The 15,916-nt window shown below is 76.3% G+C and carries 17 protein-coding genes; 1 reads left to right on the top strand and 16 read right to left on the bottom strand.

Features of this window, described 5'->3' with window-relative positions:
• Positions 1 to 97: 97 nt before the first annotated feature.
• The 11 genes from dprA to rpsP form a co-directional block, all read right to left on the bottom strand.
• Positions 98 to 1,657, bottom strand: a complete 1,560-nt coding sequence (gene dprA / locus FS882_RS10940; protein WP_262348221.1) for a DNA-processing protein DprA — start codon at positions 1,655 to 1,657, stop codon at positions 98 to 100.
• On the bottom strand, positions 1,654 to 3,183 hold the full coding sequence (locus tag FS882_RS10935; protein ID WP_158373099.1) for a YifB family Mg chelatase-like AAA ATPase: 1,530 nt from the start codon (positions 3,181 to 3,183) through the stop codon (positions 1,654 to 1,656). Before FS882_RS10935 ends, dprA begins: the two co-directional genes overlap by 4 nt.
• Complete coding sequence (locus FS882_RS10930) at positions 3,183 to 3,545, bottom strand: YraN family protein (protein ID WP_158373098.1); 363 nt, start codon at positions 3,543 to 3,545, stop codon at positions 3,183 to 3,185. Before FS882_RS10930 ends, FS882_RS10935 begins: the two co-directional genes overlap by 1 nt.
• A gap of 180 nt (positions 3,546 to 3,725) precedes the next feature.
• Positions 3,726 to 4,049: a DUF2469 domain-containing protein gene (locus FS882_RS10925; protein WP_147793871.1), complete on the bottom strand. Its 324-nt coding sequence runs from the start codon at positions 4,047 to 4,049 to the stop codon at positions 3,726 to 3,728.
• Between the two features lie 91 nt (positions 4,050 to 4,140).
• Positions 4,141 to 4,923 carry a ribonuclease HII gene (locus FS882_RS10920; RefSeq protein WP_222848194.1) on the bottom strand — a complete coding sequence of 261 codons (783 nt, stop codon included), beginning with the start codon at positions 4,921 to 4,923 and terminating at the stop codon, positions 4,141 to 4,143.
• Positions 4,920 to 5,651 carry a signal peptidase I gene (gene lepB, locus FS882_RS10915; RefSeq protein ID WP_262348220.1) on the bottom strand — a complete coding sequence of 244 codons (732 nt, stop codon included), beginning with the start codon at positions 5,649 to 5,651 and terminating at the stop codon, positions 4,920 to 4,922. The genes FS882_RS10920 and lepB overlap by 4 nt, the downstream gene beginning before the upstream one ends.
• 131 nt (positions 5,652 to 5,782) lie before the next feature.
• Positions 5,783 to 6,151 (bottom strand): 50S ribosomal protein L19, encoded by a 369-nt coding sequence (rplS, locus tag FS882_RS10910; RefSeq protein ID WP_158373097.1) that lies wholly within the window; start codon positions 6,149 to 6,151, stop codon positions 5,783 to 5,785.
• A gap of 193 nt (positions 6,152 to 6,344) precedes the next feature.
• Entirely contained in the window at positions 6,345 to 7,148 is an 804-nt protein-coding gene (gene trmD / locus FS882_RS10905; protein WP_158373096.1) for a tRNA (guanosine(37)-N1)-methyltransferase TrmD, read from the bottom strand.
• Between the two features lies 1 nt (position 7,149).
• Positions 7,150 to 7,725 carry a ribosome maturation factor RimM gene (gene rimM, locus FS882_RS10900; RefSeq protein WP_158373095.1) on the bottom strand — a complete coding sequence of 192 codons (576 nt, stop codon included), beginning with the start codon at positions 7,723 to 7,725 and terminating at the stop codon, positions 7,150 to 7,152.
• 134 nt (positions 7,726 to 7,859) lie between these two features.
• A complete protein-coding gene (locus FS882_RS10895; protein ID WP_147793876.1) occupies positions 7,860 to 8,099 on the bottom strand; it encodes an RNA-binding protein in 240 nt (79 codons plus the stop codon).
• Complete coding sequence (gene rpsP, locus FS882_RS10890) at positions 8,099 to 8,530, bottom strand: 30S ribosomal protein S16 (RefSeq protein WP_158373094.1); 432 nt, start codon at positions 8,528 to 8,530, stop codon at positions 8,099 to 8,101. The genes FS882_RS10895 and rpsP overlap by 1 nt, the downstream gene beginning before the upstream one ends.
• Positions 8,531 to 8,774: 244 nt before the next feature.
• On the opposite strand from rpsP, the gene FS882_RS10885 reads away from it, so the two are divergent.
• Complete coding sequence (locus tag FS882_RS10885; RefSeq protein ID WP_158373093.1) at positions 8,775 to 9,608, top strand: alpha/beta fold hydrolase; 834 nt, start codon at positions 8,775 to 8,777, stop codon at positions 9,606 to 9,608.
• Positions 9,609 to 9,650: 42 nt separating this feature from the next.
• On the opposite strand, the gene FS882_RS10880 is transcribed toward FS882_RS10885, so the two are convergent.
• From FS882_RS10880 to FS882_RS10860, 5 genes are read right to left on the bottom strand one after another with little or no spacing between them, the layout of a single operon-like run.
• Positions 9,651 to 10,739 (bottom strand): amidohydrolase family protein, encoded by a 1,089-nt coding sequence (locus FS882_RS10880; RefSeq protein WP_222848193.1) that lies wholly within the window; start codon positions 10,737 to 10,739, stop codon positions 9,651 to 9,653.
• 34 nt (positions 10,740 to 10,773) lie between these two features.
• Positions 10,774 to 12,381, bottom strand: a complete 1,608-nt coding sequence (gene ffh, locus FS882_RS10875) for a signal recognition particle protein (RefSeq protein ID WP_158373092.1) — start codon at positions 12,379 to 12,381, stop codon at positions 10,774 to 10,776.
• A gap of 27 nt (positions 12,382 to 12,408) precedes the next feature.
• Positions 12,409 to 14,175, bottom strand: a complete 1,767-nt coding sequence (locus FS882_RS10870; RefSeq protein WP_158373091.1) for a [protein-PII] uridylyltransferase — start codon at positions 14,173 to 14,175, stop codon at positions 12,409 to 12,411.
• Positions 14,176 to 14,517, bottom strand: coding sequence for a P-II family nitrogen regulator (locus tag FS882_RS10865; protein WP_158373090.1), 342 nt, complete (start codon positions 14,515 to 14,517; stop codon positions 14,176 to 14,178).
• Positions 14,514 to 15,821 (bottom strand): ammonium transporter, encoded by a 1,308-nt coding sequence (locus tag FS882_RS10860; RefSeq protein WP_158373089.1) that lies wholly within the window; start codon positions 15,819 to 15,821, stop codon positions 14,514 to 14,516. Before FS882_RS10860 ends, FS882_RS10865 begins: the two co-directional genes overlap by 4 nt.
• Positions 15,822 to 15,916 lie beyond the last annotated feature (95 nt).

The following is a 15,916-nucleotide window of genomic DNA, read 5'->3' as shown; positions in this document are numbered from 1 at the left end:
ACCGGCGCCCGCCTCGTCTCGCGGCGCTCCCCGGGAACTCGGCACATCGCAGGCGGGGCGCCCGGCCCCGGAGTCCCTCCCGCCGCCGGCGCCCACCTCATCGAGGTGGTGCTCGCTGGCCCTCCGGGTCCCGCTCCACGGGTCCGCCTCTCCCGGAGCGGTCGTCCGCCCGTCGCCAACGCCCGTCGACGAGGCGTACGGCTCCGGCGAGCTCGAGCAGCCCGAGGGCGACGACGACCTCGTGCTCGGCCAGCCCCGCGCGCCGGGCGACCTCCGGAACGGCCAGGGCGCGCCGGCGGTGGAGCGCGTCGAGGGTGCGCGAGGCCGGGCTGTCCGCGCGGTCGGCCACGGCGGGCGGCGGTGACCCCGAGGGCCCCGGTGACGCCGCGGGTGGCCCGACCGCGGTACGCCCGGTGAGCGGCCCCGCCGCGGCATGTCCCGCGTCACCCGGTCCTCGGGCCCCCGGCGGGTCGAGGAGCTCCACCACCTGCGTCGCGTCGGTCACGCAGACGGCGGCACCGTCGCGCAGCAACCGGTGGCACCCGACCGAGGCCGTCGAGGTGATCGGGCCGGGCACGGCACCGACGGGCCGGAAGAGCTCGGCCGCCCGGGCCGCCGTGCTGAGTGCACCGCTGCGCCAGGCCGCCTCCACGACCACGGTCGCGCCGGTGAGGGCGGCGATCACCCGGTTGCGCTGCAGGAACCGCGCCCGGCTCGGCGGGGTGCCGGGCGGGCTCTCGGCGACCAGCGCTCCCCCGTCGTCGACGATCCGCTCGAGCACCGCGAGGTTGCCGGCGGGCGTCGGGCGGTCGATCCCACCGGCGAGCAGCGCGACGGTCCGTCCGCCCGCCGCCAGGGCGCCGCGGTGCGCCGCGACGTCCACGCCGAAGGCGCCGCCCGACACGACGGTGACACCCCGCTCCGCGAGGCCGACGCCGAGATCGCCGGCGACGCGCTCGCCGTACGCCGTGGCCGCCCGCGCGCCGACCACGGCGACCGACCGGGCCGCCAGCGCCGCCAGGCCCGGCCGGCCCCGGACCCAGAGGCAGAGCGGCGCAGCGGGTCCGAGGTCGTCGAGCCCGCGAGGCCACGCCGGGGACCCCGGGACCAGCAGGACGCCGGCGTGCTCGCCGAGGGCGTCGAGCGCGGGACGCGGGTCCAGGTCGGCGAGCCGGGGCGCCCAGCGCGGCAGCGCCCGGGCGAGCACGCGCAGGACGTTCGCCGGCCAGGGGTCGACGCCGCCGACCGGAGAGCCGTCGGGGTCACGGTGGCGGGTGCCGTCCTCGGGTCCCCCGGTCACGGCGGCGGGGTCCGCGACCGGACCACCCGCGCGGTCGTCGGAGCGCGCGAGGTCCCGTAGCCGACGCACCGCGTCCGCCGGGGTCACCGTCACCGCCCACAGGGCCCAGGCGAGGGCGGCGGGCGCACCCAGCGCCGCCACGACGGCACCAGCCGTGGTGTCGCCCGGCTCGGCGACGATGCTCCACGCGGCACGCGCCCACGCCTCGCCACCCCGCTCGGCCGCCCGCGCCCGACCGCCCCGCCCGGCCGCCCACGGCCCGCCGCGTCGCTCGGCACCCGCCGACGCCCCACCACGGGACACCCCGGACGCGTCGGCGCCGGCCCTGGCGCCCGGCCGGTCCCCGGTGCCGCTCACGACGCCTGTCCCCGGGTCCGCAGCGCCACGGCCCGCCCGACGTCGTCCGGCACGGGCCCGCCCCGTCCCGCGAGGTCGGCGACGGTCCAGGCCAGCCGCAGCACCCGGTCGGCCCCGCGCAGGGTGAGCGTGCCGCGGTCGACGCCCTCGTCGACCAGGCCCAGCAGCCGCCGGTCGGCGCCGAGCCGGTCGCGGAGCACGCGTCCCGGGACCTCGCCGTTGACCCGCCACGGCGTGCCCGCCCACCGCTCGGCCTGGGCCGCGCGCGCGACGGCGACCCGTGCGGCGACGGTGGCCGTGCTCTCGGCGGGGTCGCCCAGCTCGGCTCGGCGGACGGGGGGCACCTCGACCTGGACGTCGACCCGGTCGAGCAGCGGCCCGGAGATCTTGCCGAAGTACCGCCGGCGCGCGAGCGACCCGCAGGTGCAGGCGAGCCCCGCCCCGATGGCGCGCCCGCACGGGCACGGGTTGGCCGCGAGGACGAGCTGGAACCGCGCGGGGTACCGGGCGGCACCGGCTGACCGGTGCACCACGACCTCGCCGTGCTCGAGCGGCTGACGCAGCGTCTGCAGGACGGCGGTCGGGAACTCGGGCGCCTCGTCGAGGAAGAGCACGCCCCGGTGCGCCCGGGATGCCGCGCCGGGCCGGGGCTGCCCCGAGCCCCCGCCGACGATGCTGGCGGGCGTGGCGGTGTGGTGCGGGTCCTCGTAGGGCGGCCGGCGCAGCAGGCCGCCGGCCGGGTCGAAGGTGCCGGCGACGGAGTGCACGGCGGTGACCTCGACGGCCTCGGCCTCGTCGAGGTCGGGCAGCAGGCCAGGGAGCCGGGACGCCAGCATGGTCTTGCCCGCGCCGGGCGGCCCCACGAGCAGCAGGTGGTGCCCGCCCGCCGCGGCGACCTCGACGGCTCCCCGCGCCTCGCCCTGCCCGAGGACGTCGGCGAGGTCACCGGGCGGGGTGCGGTGGGCGCCGAGGGCGCGCACGGGCGGGACGGCGGGCTCGTCGGTGACGACGACGGACCCGCCGTAGCGGTGCACCACCTGCGCGAGGCTGCGGCAGCCGACGACCCGCGCGCCGGGCACGAGGGCGGCCTCGGGGGCGTCGGCCTCGGGCACGACGACGTCCGGGTGACCCGCGGCCACGGCCGCGGCGACAGCGGGCAGGACGCCACGCACGGGCCGCAGCCGCCCGTCGAGCCCGAGCTCCCCCAGGTGGACCACCCCCGCGGCCCGCCGGCCCTCCAGGAGCTCCGCCGCGGCCAGCACGGCGACGGCGACGGCGAGGTCGAACCCCGGCCCCGACTTCGGGAGCGCGGCGGGCGAGAGGTTGACCGTGATCCGCCGGTTGGGCCAGGTGAGGCCGGTCGAGCCGACGGCCGCGCGCACCCGGTCGCGCGCCTCGGCGAGCGAGGCGTCGGGCAGCCCGACGAGCACGAAGGCGGGCAGGGCGGACGCGAGGTGCGCCTCGACCTCGACGAGGTGCCCCGACAGCCCGACGAGCCCCACGGCGCGCGTCCGTCCGAGCGCCATCAGCCGATCTCCGCGAGGTGCTCGGCGTGCGGGGGCCGCCCCGCGCGCAGCTCGACCGCCACGAGGTCCAGGCGGACCGACCGGGCGTGGACGTCGTGCGCGGCGAGCCAGGCGGCCAGCAGCGCCCGCAGGCGCCGCACCTTGCGCGGCGTCACCGCCTCGTGCGGGGTGCCGTAGGTCGTGGTGCGGCGGGTCTTGACCTCGACGCCGACGACGGCGTCCTCGACCGGGTCGTACACCACGAGGTCGAGCTCACCGCCCGGGCCGTACCAGTTCCGGTCGAGGACGGTGCAGCCCTCGTTCTCCAGGAGCCGCGCCGCCAGGTCCTCGCCCAGCCGGCCGGTCTCGTTCCGCGTGCGCATCGGCACCACCTCCGGCACCGAGGCTGCCGGGACACGCCGCCGCCGCACGCCCGGCCCGGGGCGCACCTGGGGACGACGCACGCCGCACGCCCTGTGGAGGACTCGGCGCCCGCCCGGTGAGCGGCACGCCACCCGGGCAGGAGACGGCCCGCTCGGGACGTCGCCCGCGCTCCCGGGCTCCTACCGCCCGAAGCCGCCGCCCGAGCCCAGGTCCAGGTCGGCCTTGACCAGCTCCTCGACGTTGACGTCCTTGAACGTCACGACGCGCACGGACTTCACGAACCGCGCGGACCGGTACACGTCCCACACCCACGCGTCGGCGAGCGTCAGCTCGAAGTAGACCTCGCCCGCGGCGGAGCGGACCTGCAGGTCCACGTGGTTCGCCAGGTAGAACCGGCGCTCGGTCTCGACGACGTACGAGAACAGGCCCACGGCGTCGCGGTACTCGCGGTAGAGCGCGAGCTCCATCTCGGTCTCGTAGTTCTCCAGGTCCTCGGCACTCACCGGGCCATCATCCCCCATCCGGGCGCGAGACCCGCACCGACGCACGCCCCGCGCCTCGCGACCGACCGGTGCGGGCGCACCGACCCCGCGGTCAGCCCGCGACGTCGAGCGTCAGCGGCTCACCGGGCAGCACGGCGTCCCCGAGGGGCCCGGGCGCGCCGGGATCCGGGGCGCCCGCCCCGCCCACCCCCGGCAGCCGCCACGACGTCCGGTGGTGCGGCGTCGGCCCGAGCCGGCGCAGGGCGGCGAGGTGCTCGGGTGCGGAGTACCCCTTGTTCTCCGCCCAGCCGTACTCCGGGTGGTCGTCGTGCAGCCGGGTCATGATGGCGTCGCGCTCGGTCTTGGCGAGGATGCTCGCGGCGGCGACGGCCGCGCACCGCAGGTCCGCCTTGACGATCGTCCGCACGGGCGGCACGACGTCGAGCACGGGCGGCGGCCCGAGCAGCGTGTCCTGCGCCGGGGTGGTGACGTAGTCGTGGTTGCCGTCGAGCAGCAGCGCGCCCGGCGCGAGCTCGAGGCCCGCGAGGGCCCGGTGCGCGGCGAGCCGCAGGGCGGCGATGATGCCGTAGGCGTCGATCTCCGCGGGCTCGGCGTGCCCGACGGACCAGCACGCGGCCCAGCGCCGGATGAGCGGGGCCAGCCGCTCGCGCTCGGGTGCGCTGAGCAGCTTGCTGTCCCGGACGCCCTGCGGCACGGCCCGGCTCTCGGCGGTCACGACGACGACGCCGACGGTCACGGGACCGCTGAGGCTGCCTCGCCCGACCTCGTCGGCGCAGGCGAGCGCCGGGACGCCGTCCCGGATGATCTGGCGCTCGACCCGGAGCGTCGGCGCGGCCCGGTTCCACGCGGAGCGCGCGCGGCCGGCGGTGGTCACGACGGGTCGGGGACGTCCTCGAACACGTCCCCGGGGTTGCGCAGGAGGCCGATCCGGTCGAGGGGCCAGAGCTTGACGAACGCGGTGCCGACGACGTCGTCGACCGGCACGGAGCCACCGCCCGGGTCGCCGAGGTGGTAGCGCGAGTCCGCGGACTGCTGCCGGTTGTCGCCCATGACCCAGATGGAGCCGGACGGCACGACGACGTCGAACGCGAGGTGGCTCGGGCTGGCGCCCGGTGCCAGGTACTCGGACTCGTCCACGGGGACGCCGTTGACGGTGACCGGCGAGCCGTCGCCGGTGGCGGCCACCCGGTCGCCGGGCAGGCCGATGACGCGCTTGATGAGGTGGTCCTCGGACTGCTGCGGCATGAGCCCGATCGCGATCAGCGCGTCCTGGAAGGCGTTGGTCTCCGGGACGACCTGCTGGTCGAGCCAGCCGCCGGGGTCGGAGAACACGACGATGTCGCCGCGGTGGATGTCGAGCGGGCCCGGCGCGAGCTTGCTGACGAGCACCCGGTCGCCCTCGATCAGGGTGTCGTGCATCGACGCGCTCGGGATGAAGAAGGCCTGCGCGAGGAAGGTCTTGACCAGCCAGGACAGCACGATCGCGCTGACGAGGATGATCGCCGTCTCCCGCAGGAACGAGGTGACCGGCCCGCGCCGTCGCCCCGCGACCCCGCCGGCGTGCGCCTCGTGGCTGGCGGGTGCTGCGTCCTGGTCCGTCACCGGATCACTCTCCCACGTCGTCCGAGCCCTCGCCCACACCCACGCGCCGGTGGGCACAGGACCTGCGCGAGACGGCCGACGGGCGGCTACCCCGGCGTGGGGTGGCCGCCCGTCGGGCGTGCTGCGGTGGCTCAGGCCTGCTTGGCCGGGACCGCGTCGCGCTTCTCCTTGATCTTGGCCTTCTTGCCGCGGAGGTTGCGCAGGTAGTACAGCTTCGCGCGACGGACGTCACCGCGGGTGGCGACCTCGATGGACTCCAGGGTCGGGGAGTGCACCGGGAAGGTGCGCTCGACGCCGACGCCGAACGACACCTTGCGGACGGTGAAGGTCTCGCGGATGCCGTCGCCCTGGCGGGCGATCACGACGCCCTGGAAGACCTGGACGCGGGAGCGGTTGCCCTCGACGACCTTGACGTTCACCTTCAGCGTGTCGCCGGGGCGGAAGTCCGGGACGTCGGTGCGGAGCGAAGCCGCGTCGATCGAGTCGAGGATGTGGGACATCGTGTGTCGCTTTCCCGCCGTGCCACAGGTCACGCGCGTCGTCGTCGGCGCCGGGGGCGCCGGATGGCATGAGGTGCGGTGCGCGGCCGATCGCTCGGCGGGCCGTGGTCGCCTCCCCTGTGGCAGAGACGGGGCGTCGGGCACCGACCGTCAAGTGTGCCACAGCCGGGGCCCCGCGGTCGAAACTCGTTGGCTACTCCCCCGCGCCGGACGGGTCCGCGCCCGCGCGCGCCGGCCCGTCCGCGTCGACGACCCAGCCCAGGTCGGCCAGCACCGCGCGGTCGGCCTTGTCGAGGTCGGTGGGCGCCAGGCGCGCGAGGAGGTCGGGCCGGCGCTCGGCGGTGCGCGCCAGCGCCTGGTCGCGGCGCCAGCGCTCGACGCGCCCGTGGTGCCCGGACAGCAGCACCTCCGGGACCTCGAGATCCCGCCAGGCCGGCGGCTTGGTGTACACCGGGTACTCCAGGAGCCCGGCGGCGCCGTGCGACTCCTCGACCAGCGAGTGCGGGTTGCCGACGACCCCGGGCAGCAGGCGCACGACGGCCTCGACCAGCACCATCGCCGCGACCTCGCCGCCGTTCAGCACGTAGTCGCCGATGGAGTACTCGCTCACGCGGACGCCGGGCCGGGAGGCGTAGTGCGCCGCGACGCGCGCGTCGATGCCCTCGTACCGACCGCAGGCGACGACGAGGTGGTCGTCGGCGGCCCACTCCTCGGCGTGCCGCTGGGTCAGCGGGGCGCCGGACGGGGTCGGCAGCAGCAGGTGGCTGCCCTCGGTCACCAGGTCGTCCAGGGCCGCGCCCCAGACGTCGGGCTTCATCACCATGCCGGCGCCGCCGCCGAACGGGGTGTCGTCGACGGTGCGGTGCCGGTCGGTGGTCCAGTCGCGCAGGTCGTGCACGCGCAGGTCGACCAGGCCGCTCGTGCGGGCCTTGCCCACCAGCGACAGGCCGAGCGGGCTCAGGTAGTCCGGGAAGATCGAGACGATGTCGATGCGCACGTCAGTCGTCGTCCCCCGCCGCGTCGCCGCGCGTCTCGTCGCTGACCACGAGGTTCGCCGCGTCCGACGCCAGCAGCCCGCCGGGCGGGTCCAGCACGACCCGGCCGCCGGGAACGTCCACGACGGGCACGATCGCGCGCACGAACGGCACCAGCGTCCGCGCGCCGTCGGGCTCCCGCAGCACCAGGGCGTCCTGCGCCGGCAGGTGCTCCAGACCGACGACCTCGCCGAGCAGCCGGCCGTCGACGTGCTCGGCGCGCAGCCCGGCGAGCTCGTGCGGGTACCAGGCGTCCTCGTCGTCGTCGGCGGTGCTCGCGTCGTCCGCGACCTCCACGACCAGGTCGACGCCCCGCAGCGCCTCGGCCGCGGTGCGGTCGGGCGCCTCCGCGAACGTGACGTACCAGCGTCCCTGCTGCTCGCGGGTGCGCGCGACCGTCAGGGGGCCGCGGCCCGCGGGCTCGGTCGCGAGCACCGCGCCGGCCGCGAGGCGCGCCGCGGGGTCATCGGTGCGCACGTCGAGCGCGACCTCGCCGCGCAGGCCGTGCGCGCGGCCGATCCGGGCGACCGTCAGCAGCATGGGGTTCCTCTCGGGGTGTCCGGCTCCGGGCCGGACCAGCGTACGGCGGACGACGACGCAGGCCCGGCCCCTGCTCGGGACCGGGCCTGTGCCGGTGTCTCACCGGCCGGCGCGAGGCCGACCGGGTGCGCGGCTCACCGCCGGGCGACGTCCACGACGTCCACGCGGACCGGACCCTCGGACGACAGCGCGCCGACGACGGTGCGCAGCGCGCGGGCGGTCCGGCCGCCGCGGCCGATGACCCGCCCGAGGTCGTCCGGGTGCACCCGGACCTCGAGCAGGTCGCCGCGGCGGAGCGTGCGGGCGTCGACCCGCACGTCGTCCGGGTGGTCGACGATGCCCCGGACCAGGTGCTCCAGCGCGTCGGCGAGCATCAGGCCTGCTCGTCCTCGGCCGGCGCCTCGTCGGCGGCCGGGGCCTCGGCGGCGGCGGCCTTCTTCTCCGACGCCTTGGCCTTGGCCTTCTCGGCGTCCGCGGCGACGGCGTCGACCGCGGCCTTCACGTCGGCCGGGACGGCCTTCGTGCGCAGGGTGCCCTCGGCACCCGGCAGGCCCTTGAACTTCTGCCAGTCGCCGGTGACCTTGAGGAGGGCGAGGACCTGCTCGGTCGGCTGGGCGCCGACGGACAGCCAGTACTGCGCGCGCTCCGAGGAGATGTCGATGAGCGACGGCTCCTCGGTCGGGTGGTACTTGCCGATCTCCTCGATGACGCGACCGTCACGCTTGGTGCGGGAGTCCGCGACGACGACGCGGTAGTACGGCGCCCGGATCTTGCCGAGACGCTTGAGGCGGATCTTGGTGGCCACGGTGTGGTCTTCTCCTGAGATGTCTGCGGGGCGGCCGTCGGGTCCGCACGTGGGGCATGCGGTCCGGTCGGGCCTGAGGACACGGCATCGAGCGGGTAGAGGGGCCGCGCGCGCCGAGTACAGCAGGCCATTGTGCCAGACCGGGACCGGTGCGGGCGACCCGCCCGCGGGTGCCACCGATCACGCGCAGGGTCACCCGCGCCGGGTGCGTCGCCCGGGGGCGGACGCTGCCACGATCGGCGGCATGGTCGGGGTCGACTGGGAGCTGCGCGCGGCGGACGTGGCGGGCCGCCCGGTGACGGTGCGGGTCGGCCCGGACGTCCCCGGGGCGACGCCGCTGGTGCACGTGCACGGCTTCGCGGTGTCCGGCCGGTACCTGCTCCCGACCGCCGCCGCCCTCGCCGACCGCGGCTCGACCTACGTCCCCGACCTCCCGGGCCACGGCGCCAGCCCGGGCCCGCGTCCGCCGCTGTCGATCCCGCACCTCGCGGACGCGCTGCTCGGCACGCTCGACGCGCTGGGGCTGGACCGGGTGGTGCTGGTGGGCAACTCGATGGGCGGGCCGGTCAGCCTGGAGGCGGCGCACCGGGCGCCGGACCGGGTCGCGGGGATCGTGCTCGCCTCCCCCGCCGGCGGCGCGCACAACCAGCCGCTGGCCCGCGCGGTGGTCCAGCTGCTCCGGGACGCGGTGCGGGAGGACCCGCGGATGGGCCGGTACTCCCTGCCGGACTACGCGCACTACGGCCCGGTGTCGGCGCTGGCGGCCTTCCGGCAGATGGTGCAGTTCCCGTCGCTGGAGCGGCTGCTGCGCACGCCGGTGCCGACGCTCGCGGTGATCGGGTCGCGCGACCCGCTCATGCCGCCGCCCCACCGGGTCCGCGAGCTGGCGCACCTCGGACCGGGGCACCTGACGGTGGCCGTGATCCTCGGTGCGGCGCACGCGATGAACTACAGCCACCCGGAGGAGCTGGCGCACGCGGTGCGGTGCTGGCTCGACGGGGAGGCGATCACCGACGACCCGGCCGCGCACGCGCGGACCCGGGTGCTGCAGGTCGCGCAGGGCGCGGCTCCCGTCTGACCGCAGCCGCACGCCGGCGCGCGCCTCAGGCCACCGCGCGCCTCACACCACCCGCGCCCCGCGGAGCACCACGGCCCGCGGCGCCGCGAGCACCCGCACGTCCGCCCGCGGGTCCGCGCCGTACACCACGAGGTCCGCGCTCTCCCCCTCGCCCAGCCCCGGCACCCCGAGCCACGCCCGGGTCCGCCACGACGCCGCGGCGACGACCTCGCGCGCCGGCAGCCCCGCGGCGACCAGCTCGGCCGCCTCGTCCGCGATCCGCCCGTGCCCGATCGTGCCCCCGGCGTCGGTCCCGACCAGGATCGGCACCCCGGCGTCGTGCAGGTCCCGCACGTGCGCGTACCGCCGCGCGTGCATGCGGCGCATCCGCGCCGCGTACACCGGGTACCTCTCGGCACGCCCGGCGATCTCCCCGAACTGCGCCACCTGCAGCAGCGTGGCCGTCACCGGGATCCCCGCCGCGGCGATCCGCGCGATGTGCCGGTCCTCCGCGCCGGTCGCGTGCTCGAGGCAGTCGACGCCCGCGTCGAGCAGCCCGTCCAGCGCCTCGCCGGAGAACGTGTGCGCCGTGACCCGCGCCCCCGCCTCGTGCGCGACGCGCACAGCGGCCGCCAGCACGTCGTCCGGCCACAGCGGCCGCAGGTCGCCGTCGGCCCCGAGGTCCCGGTCGATCCAGTCGGCGACGAGCTTGACCCAGCCGTCGCCGCGCGCGGCCTCCTCGGCCACGGCCGCCGGCAGCTCCGCGGGCGCCCCCAGCTCCCGCCCGTAGTGCCGCAGGTACCGCTTGGGCAGCGCGAGGTGCCGCCCTGCGCGGATCAGCCGGGGCAGGTCCTCGCGCTGGTGCACCCACCCGGTGTCGGCCGGTGAGCCCGCGTCCCGGACCAGCAGCACCCCGGAGTCCCGGTCGGCGAGCGCCTGCCGCTCGGCGGCGGCCCGGTCGACGGCCCCCTCGGCCGCGAGCCCGATGTGGCAGTGCACGTCGACCAGCCCGGGCACGACCCAGCCGTCGACCCGGGTGGCGTCGCCGCCGGGCCGGTCGAACGTCAGGCGCCCGCCCACGACCCACGCCTCGCCGACGACCCGGTCGTCGTCCAGGACGACCGGGCCGGTCAGGTGCAGCACGTCCCCCACTCACGCCCCCTCGCGCGGTCCGGGCCCACGGCCGTCAGCGGCCGAGGAACTTCTGCAGGTCCTCGATGCTCGACGGGTCGAACGGGTCCTGCTGCTGCGGCGCGGCGCCCCCGCCGATGCCGAACGCCGAGCCCTTCGCGGCGGGCGCGGCAGCCGGCGCGATGCCCGCGGCGCGGTCGGCGGCGGCCTTCTCCTGCTGCGCGCGCTTGGCCGGGTTGCCGGACTTGCCCTTGGCCTTCTTGGACGGCGCCACGCGGCCGCGGCCCTTCTTGCCCATGCCCGGGAGGTTGCCCATGCCGGGGACGGGCATGCCGCCGCCCTTCGCCATCTGCTGCATCATCTTCTGCGCCGCGGCGAACCGCTCGAGCAGGCCGTTGACGTCGGAGACCTCGACGCCGGACCCCCGGGCGATGCGGGAGCGGCGGGACCCGTTGATGATCTTCGGGTTGTCCCGCTCGGCGGGGGTCATGGAGCGGATGATCGCCTCGACCCGGTCGACCTCGCGCTCGTCGAAGTTCTCGATGGCCTCGCGCATCTGCCCCATGCCGGGGAGCATGCCGAGCATCTTCTTCATCGAGCCCATGTTCTTCAGCTGCTGCATCTGCTGCAGGAAGTCCGCGAGCGTGAAGCCCTGGCCGGAGGCGAGCTTGCCCGCCATCTCCTCGGCCTGCTCGGCGTCGAACGCCTTCTCCGCCTGCTCGATGAGGGTGAGCACGTCACCCATGTCGAGGATGCGCGAGGCCATCCGGTCGGGGTGGAACACCTCGAAGTCGGTGAGCTTCTCACCGGTGGAGGCGAACAGGATCGGGCGGCCCGTGACCGAGGCGACCGACAGCGCGGCGCCACCGCGGGCGTCGCCGTCGAGCTTCGACAGCACGACGCCGGTGAAGCCGACGCCCTCCTGGAAGGCGGTCGCGGTGGCGACCGCGTCCTGGCCGATCATCGCGTCGATGACGAACAGGATCTCGTCCGGGTCCACGGCGTCGCGGATGTCGGCGGCCTGCCGCATGAGCTCGGCGTCCACGCCGAGGCGGCCGGCGGTGTCGACGATCAGGACGTCGTGCTGGCGGGCCCGCGCGGTGGCCAGGCCCTCGCGGGCGACGGCGACCGGGTCGGCGCCGGCGACGACGTCGAGCTCGGAGCCCTGGTTGCCCGGGTGCGGCGCGAACACCGGGACGCCGGCGCGCTCGCCGACGACCTGCAGCTGGGTCACGGCGTTGGGGCGCTGCAGGTCGGCGGCGACCAGCAGCGGCGTGTGGCCCTGCGACTTCAGGTGCAGCGCGAGCTTGCCGGCGAGCGTGGTCTTGCCGGCGCCCTGGAGGCCCGCGAGCAGGATGACGCTCGGCGGGTTCTTCGCCAGGTGCAGCGGCCGGTTCTGGCCGCCGAGGATCGCGACCAGCTCGTCGTTGACGATCTTGACGACCTGCTGCGCCGGGTTCAGCGCGCCGGAGACCTCGGCGGACAGCGCCCGCTCGCGCACGGCGCCGGTGAACTGGCGCACGACGGGCACGGCGACGTCCGCGTCCAGCAGGGCGCGGCGGATCTCGCGCACGGTGGCGTCGATGTCCGCCTCGGACAGCCGCCCCTTGGAGCGCAGGTTCTTGAAGGTCGACGTCAGTCGGTCGGACAGGGTGGCGAACACCGCGCGATCCTCACGCTCTCTCGGCGGTCAGGGACGTCCCAGGGTACCCGCCAGCCGGGCCGACGCCCGCGCCACGAGGTCGTCGACGAGCTGGGCCCGCCACGCGGTCCACGCGGTCGGCCCGGCGGACGACGCGTCGGCCTCGGTGAGCGCCCGCAGCAGCGCCAGCAGGTCCGGCCGGTGGTCGACGGCCGCGAGCAGGGCGTCCACGGTCGCGGGGTCGTCGGGGTCGGACCCGGTGGCGAGCTCGGACAGCGTCAGGTGCTCGGCGACCAGCCGCGCGACGTCGGCGGCGTCCTCGGCCGCGAACCCCATCCGCGCGACGATCGGCCCCGCCAGGCGCGCACCCTCGACCGAGTGGTCCCCGGCGCCGGCCCGCTTGCCGATGTCGTGCAGCAGCGCCGCGACGAGCAGCACCTCCGGCCGGTCGACGGTCCGGCGCAGCCCTGCGGCACGGGCCGCGGCCTCGACGAGGTGCCGGTCGACGGTGTGCCGGTGGATCGGCGACCGCTGCGGCCGGTTCCGCACCCCCGCCCACTCCGGGATCCAGGTGGTGACCACCCCGGCGAGGTCGAGCGCCTCCCACACCGGCACCTGCGCCGGGCCGCTCGCGAGCAGCTGGACGAGCAGCGTCCGCGCGGCCTTCGGCCACGGCGCGGGCAGCGCGGGGGTGCGCTCCAGGCTGGTCACGGTGATGGGCGACAGCGTCAGCCCGGTGCGCGCGGCGGTCGCGGCCGCGCGCAGGGACAGCAGCGGGTCGCTGCCGGGCTGGGCGTCGGCCGCGAGCACCAGCTCGCCGTCGTGCTCGACGAGGCCCTCGGCGACGGTGCGCAGCCGCGGCGGGGTGCGCCGCCCGCGCACGAGCACCGGGCGGCGCGCCGGTCGGGCGAGCGCCTGGCGGGCGTTGCGGGCGGTGCTGTCCAGCGCGTAGGAGACGACGCGACCGGCCTCGGCCAGGCTCGCCAGCAGGTCGTCCCGGTCCCCCACGCCCAGCAGCTCGGCGACCTCGTCCTGGTCGGCCAGGATCAGCCGGTTCGTGTGCCGGCGGCTGACGGTCTGCACGGCGTCGCGGACGTCGAGCAGGTGCGCGTGGGCGCGGTCGACCGCGCCGTGCGGGCGGTCGGTGAGCCAGGTGGCGGCGAGCGCGGACAGCACGACCGCGTCCCGGATGCCGCCGCGGGCCTCCTTGAGGTCCGGCTCGATCAGGTAGGCGAGCTCGCCGTGCCGCTCGGCGCGCTGCCGGGTCGACGCCAGGAGCTCGGGCAGCCGCCGCCGCGCGGCGGACCGCCAGTCGGCGAGGAGCGCGGAGCGGGCGCGGTGCACGATCCCGGGGTCGCCGGCGACGGGGCGCAGGTCGAGCAGGCCGACCGCGGCGGGCAGGTCCTTCGACGCGACCTGCCGGCACTGCGCCAGGGACCGCACCGAGTGGTCGAGGTCGAGCCCCGCGTCCCACACCGGGTACCAGAGCCGGTCCGCGAGGCGGGCGAGCTCCTCGGCGGAGTGGCCCCGCCCGTCGTGCACCAGCAGCAGGTCGAGGTCGCTGGCCGGGCTGGCGTCGCCGCGGCCCACGCTGCCGACCGCGCCCAGGCCGATGCCCGGGGTCTCGCGGCCCTCGGTCGCGGTCTCCCACAGCTCGGTCAGGCGCCTCAGCACCAGGTCGGACACCGCGGTGCGCCGCTCGGCGCCGTCGGCGTCCGGCCCGGACAGGCGCTCGGCCAGGTCGAGCCGCTCACGTCGGAGGTCCCGCACCCCCACGGGATCGCAGGGGTGCGGGACCTCGGGCAGGTCGGTCATTCAGAGCGCGTCGGGGCCGTGCTCGCCCGTGCGCACCCGGGCGACGTCCTCGACCGGGACGACCCAGACCTTGCCGTCGCCGATCTTGCCGGTCTGCGCCGCCTTCACGACCACCTCGACGACACCGGGGGTGTCCTCGTCGGTGACCAGGACGTCGATCCTCACCTTCGGGACCAGGTCGACCGTGTACTCGGCGCCCCGGTAGACCTCGGTGTGACCGCGCTGCCGGCCGTAGCCGCTGGCCTCGCTCACCGTCAGGCCGCGGACCCCCGCCGCCTCGAGGGCGGACTTCACGTCGTCGAGCCGATGCGGCTGGATGACCGCCGTCACGAGCTTCGTCATGCCTTCACCTCCGTCACCACGCGGGCCCCGCCCAGCGTCTCGTAACCCGTCTCACCGTGCACGGCCAGGTCGATCCCGCCGACCTCGGCCTCCTCGCTGACCCGCCAGCCCATCGTGGCCTTGAGGATCAGGCCGATGACCGTGGTCACCGAGCCGGAGAAGATCAGCGCCAGCAGGGCGATGACCACCTGCACCACCAGCAGCTTCACGCCGTCGCCGAAGAACAGCCCGCCCTCGGCGGCCAGGAAGCCGATGCCGATGGTGCCGACGAGGCCGCCGACCAGGTGGACACCGACCACGTCCAGCGAGTCGTCGAAGCCGAACCGGTACTTCAGGCCGACCGCGAGGGCGCAGAGCGCGCCCGCGACGAGACCCAGGACGATCGAGGTCACCGGCCGCAGCGCGCCCGCGGCCGGGGTGATCGCGACCAGGCCCGCCACGACGCCGGACGCGGCGCCGAGCGAGGTGGCGTGGCCGTCGCGGATCTTCTCCGTGATGAGCCAGCCGATCATGGCGGCCGCGGTGGCGGCCGTGGTGTTGACCCACGCGAGGCCCGCGGTGCCGTCGGCGGTGAACGCCGAGCCCGCGTTGAAGCCGAACCAGCCGAACCACAGCAGCGCGGCGCCGAGCATCACGAACGGCAGGTTGTGCGGGCGCATCGGCTCCTTGCCGAAGCCCCGGCGCCGCCCGACGATCAGCGCGAGCACCAGGCCCGCGATACCGGCGTTGATGTGCACGACGGTGCCGCCGGCGAAGTCGATCGGCGCGACCGTGGCCGCCCCGTCGGTGGTGCCGAAGAGCATCGCGGCGATGCCGTTCTCCGAGCCCGACAGCGCGCCGCCGCCCCAGACCATGTGCGCCAGCGGGAAGTAGCTGAGGGTGGCGAACAGGGCGGTGAAGGCCACCCAGGTGCCGAACTTGACGCGGTCCGCGATGGCGCCGGAGACGAGGGCGACCGTGATGATCGCGAAGGTCACCTGGAACGCCACGCCGACGATGACCGGCACGCCGAACCCGTCGATCAGGTACTCGCCGTTCTCGTCCCAGATCGCGCCCGAGAGGCCGAACTGGTCGAACGGGTTGCCGAAGAGCCCCGCGACGTCCGAGCCGTAGGACATCGACCAGCCCCAGAACACGTACACGACGACCACGACCGCGATGCTGATGAACGACATCATCATCATGTTGAGCACGGACTTGCCGCGCACCATGCCGCCGTAGAAGAACGCCAGTCCCGGCGTCATGAGCAGCACCAGGGACGCTGACATCAGCATCCAGGCTGTCGCTCCGGTGTCCAGATCCATGTGGAACGCCTCTCCCCTCGCCGGCCGGTCTGCCGGATCGGGGACCAGAGTCGTGCGCGGCGGTTTCGCGACGGCGCCACCGGTGTTACACCGGT

The organism is Cellulosimicrobium cellulans (assembly GCF_007679345.1).
In the GTDB taxonomy this organism is placed as follows: Bacteria; Actinomycetota; Actinomycetes; order Actinomycetales; family Cellulomonadaceae; genus Cellulomonas; species Cellulomonas cellulans_A.
This window is presented reverse-complemented; position numbering and strand designations above follow the sequence as displayed.

Bases quoted from the DNA above. Each gene is read 5' to 3' on its own strand.
- FS882_RS10935 (WP_158373099.1), bottom strand. From the start codon at position 3,183: ATGGCGCTCGGACGGACGCGCGCCGTGGGGCTCGTCGGGCTGTCGGGG.
- FS882_RS10930 (WP_158373098.1), bottom strand. From the start codon at position 3,545: ATGCGCACGCGGAACGAGACCGGCCGGCTGGGCGAGGACCTGGCGGCG.
- rplS (WP_158373097.1), bottom strand. From the start codon at position 6,151: ATGTCCCACATCCTCGACTCGATCGACGCGGCTTCGCTCCGCACCGAC.
- rimM (WP_158373095.1), bottom strand. From the start codon at position 7,725: ATGCTGCTGACGGTCGCCCGGATCGGCCGCGCGCACGGCCTGCGCGGC.
- FS882_RS10895 (WP_147793876.1), bottom strand. From the start codon at position 8,099: ATGCTCGCCGACGCGCTGGAGCACCTGGTCCGGGGCATCGTCGACCAC.
- FS882_RS10885 (WP_158373093.1), top strand. From the start codon at position 8,775: ATGGTCGGGGTCGACTGGGAGCTGCGCGCGGCGGACGTGGCGGGCCGC.
- FS882_RS10870 (WP_158373091.1), bottom strand. From the start codon at position 14,175: ATGACCGACCTGCCCGAGGTCCCGCACCCCTGCGATCCCGTGGGGGTG.
- FS882_RS10865 (WP_158373090.1), bottom strand. From the start codon at position 14,517: ATGACGAAGCTCGTGACGGCGGTCATCCAGCCGCATCGGCTCGACGAC.
- FS882_RS10860 (WP_158373089.1), bottom strand. From the start codon at position 15,821: ATGGATCTGGACACCGGAGCGACAGCCTGGATGCTGATGTCAGCGTCC.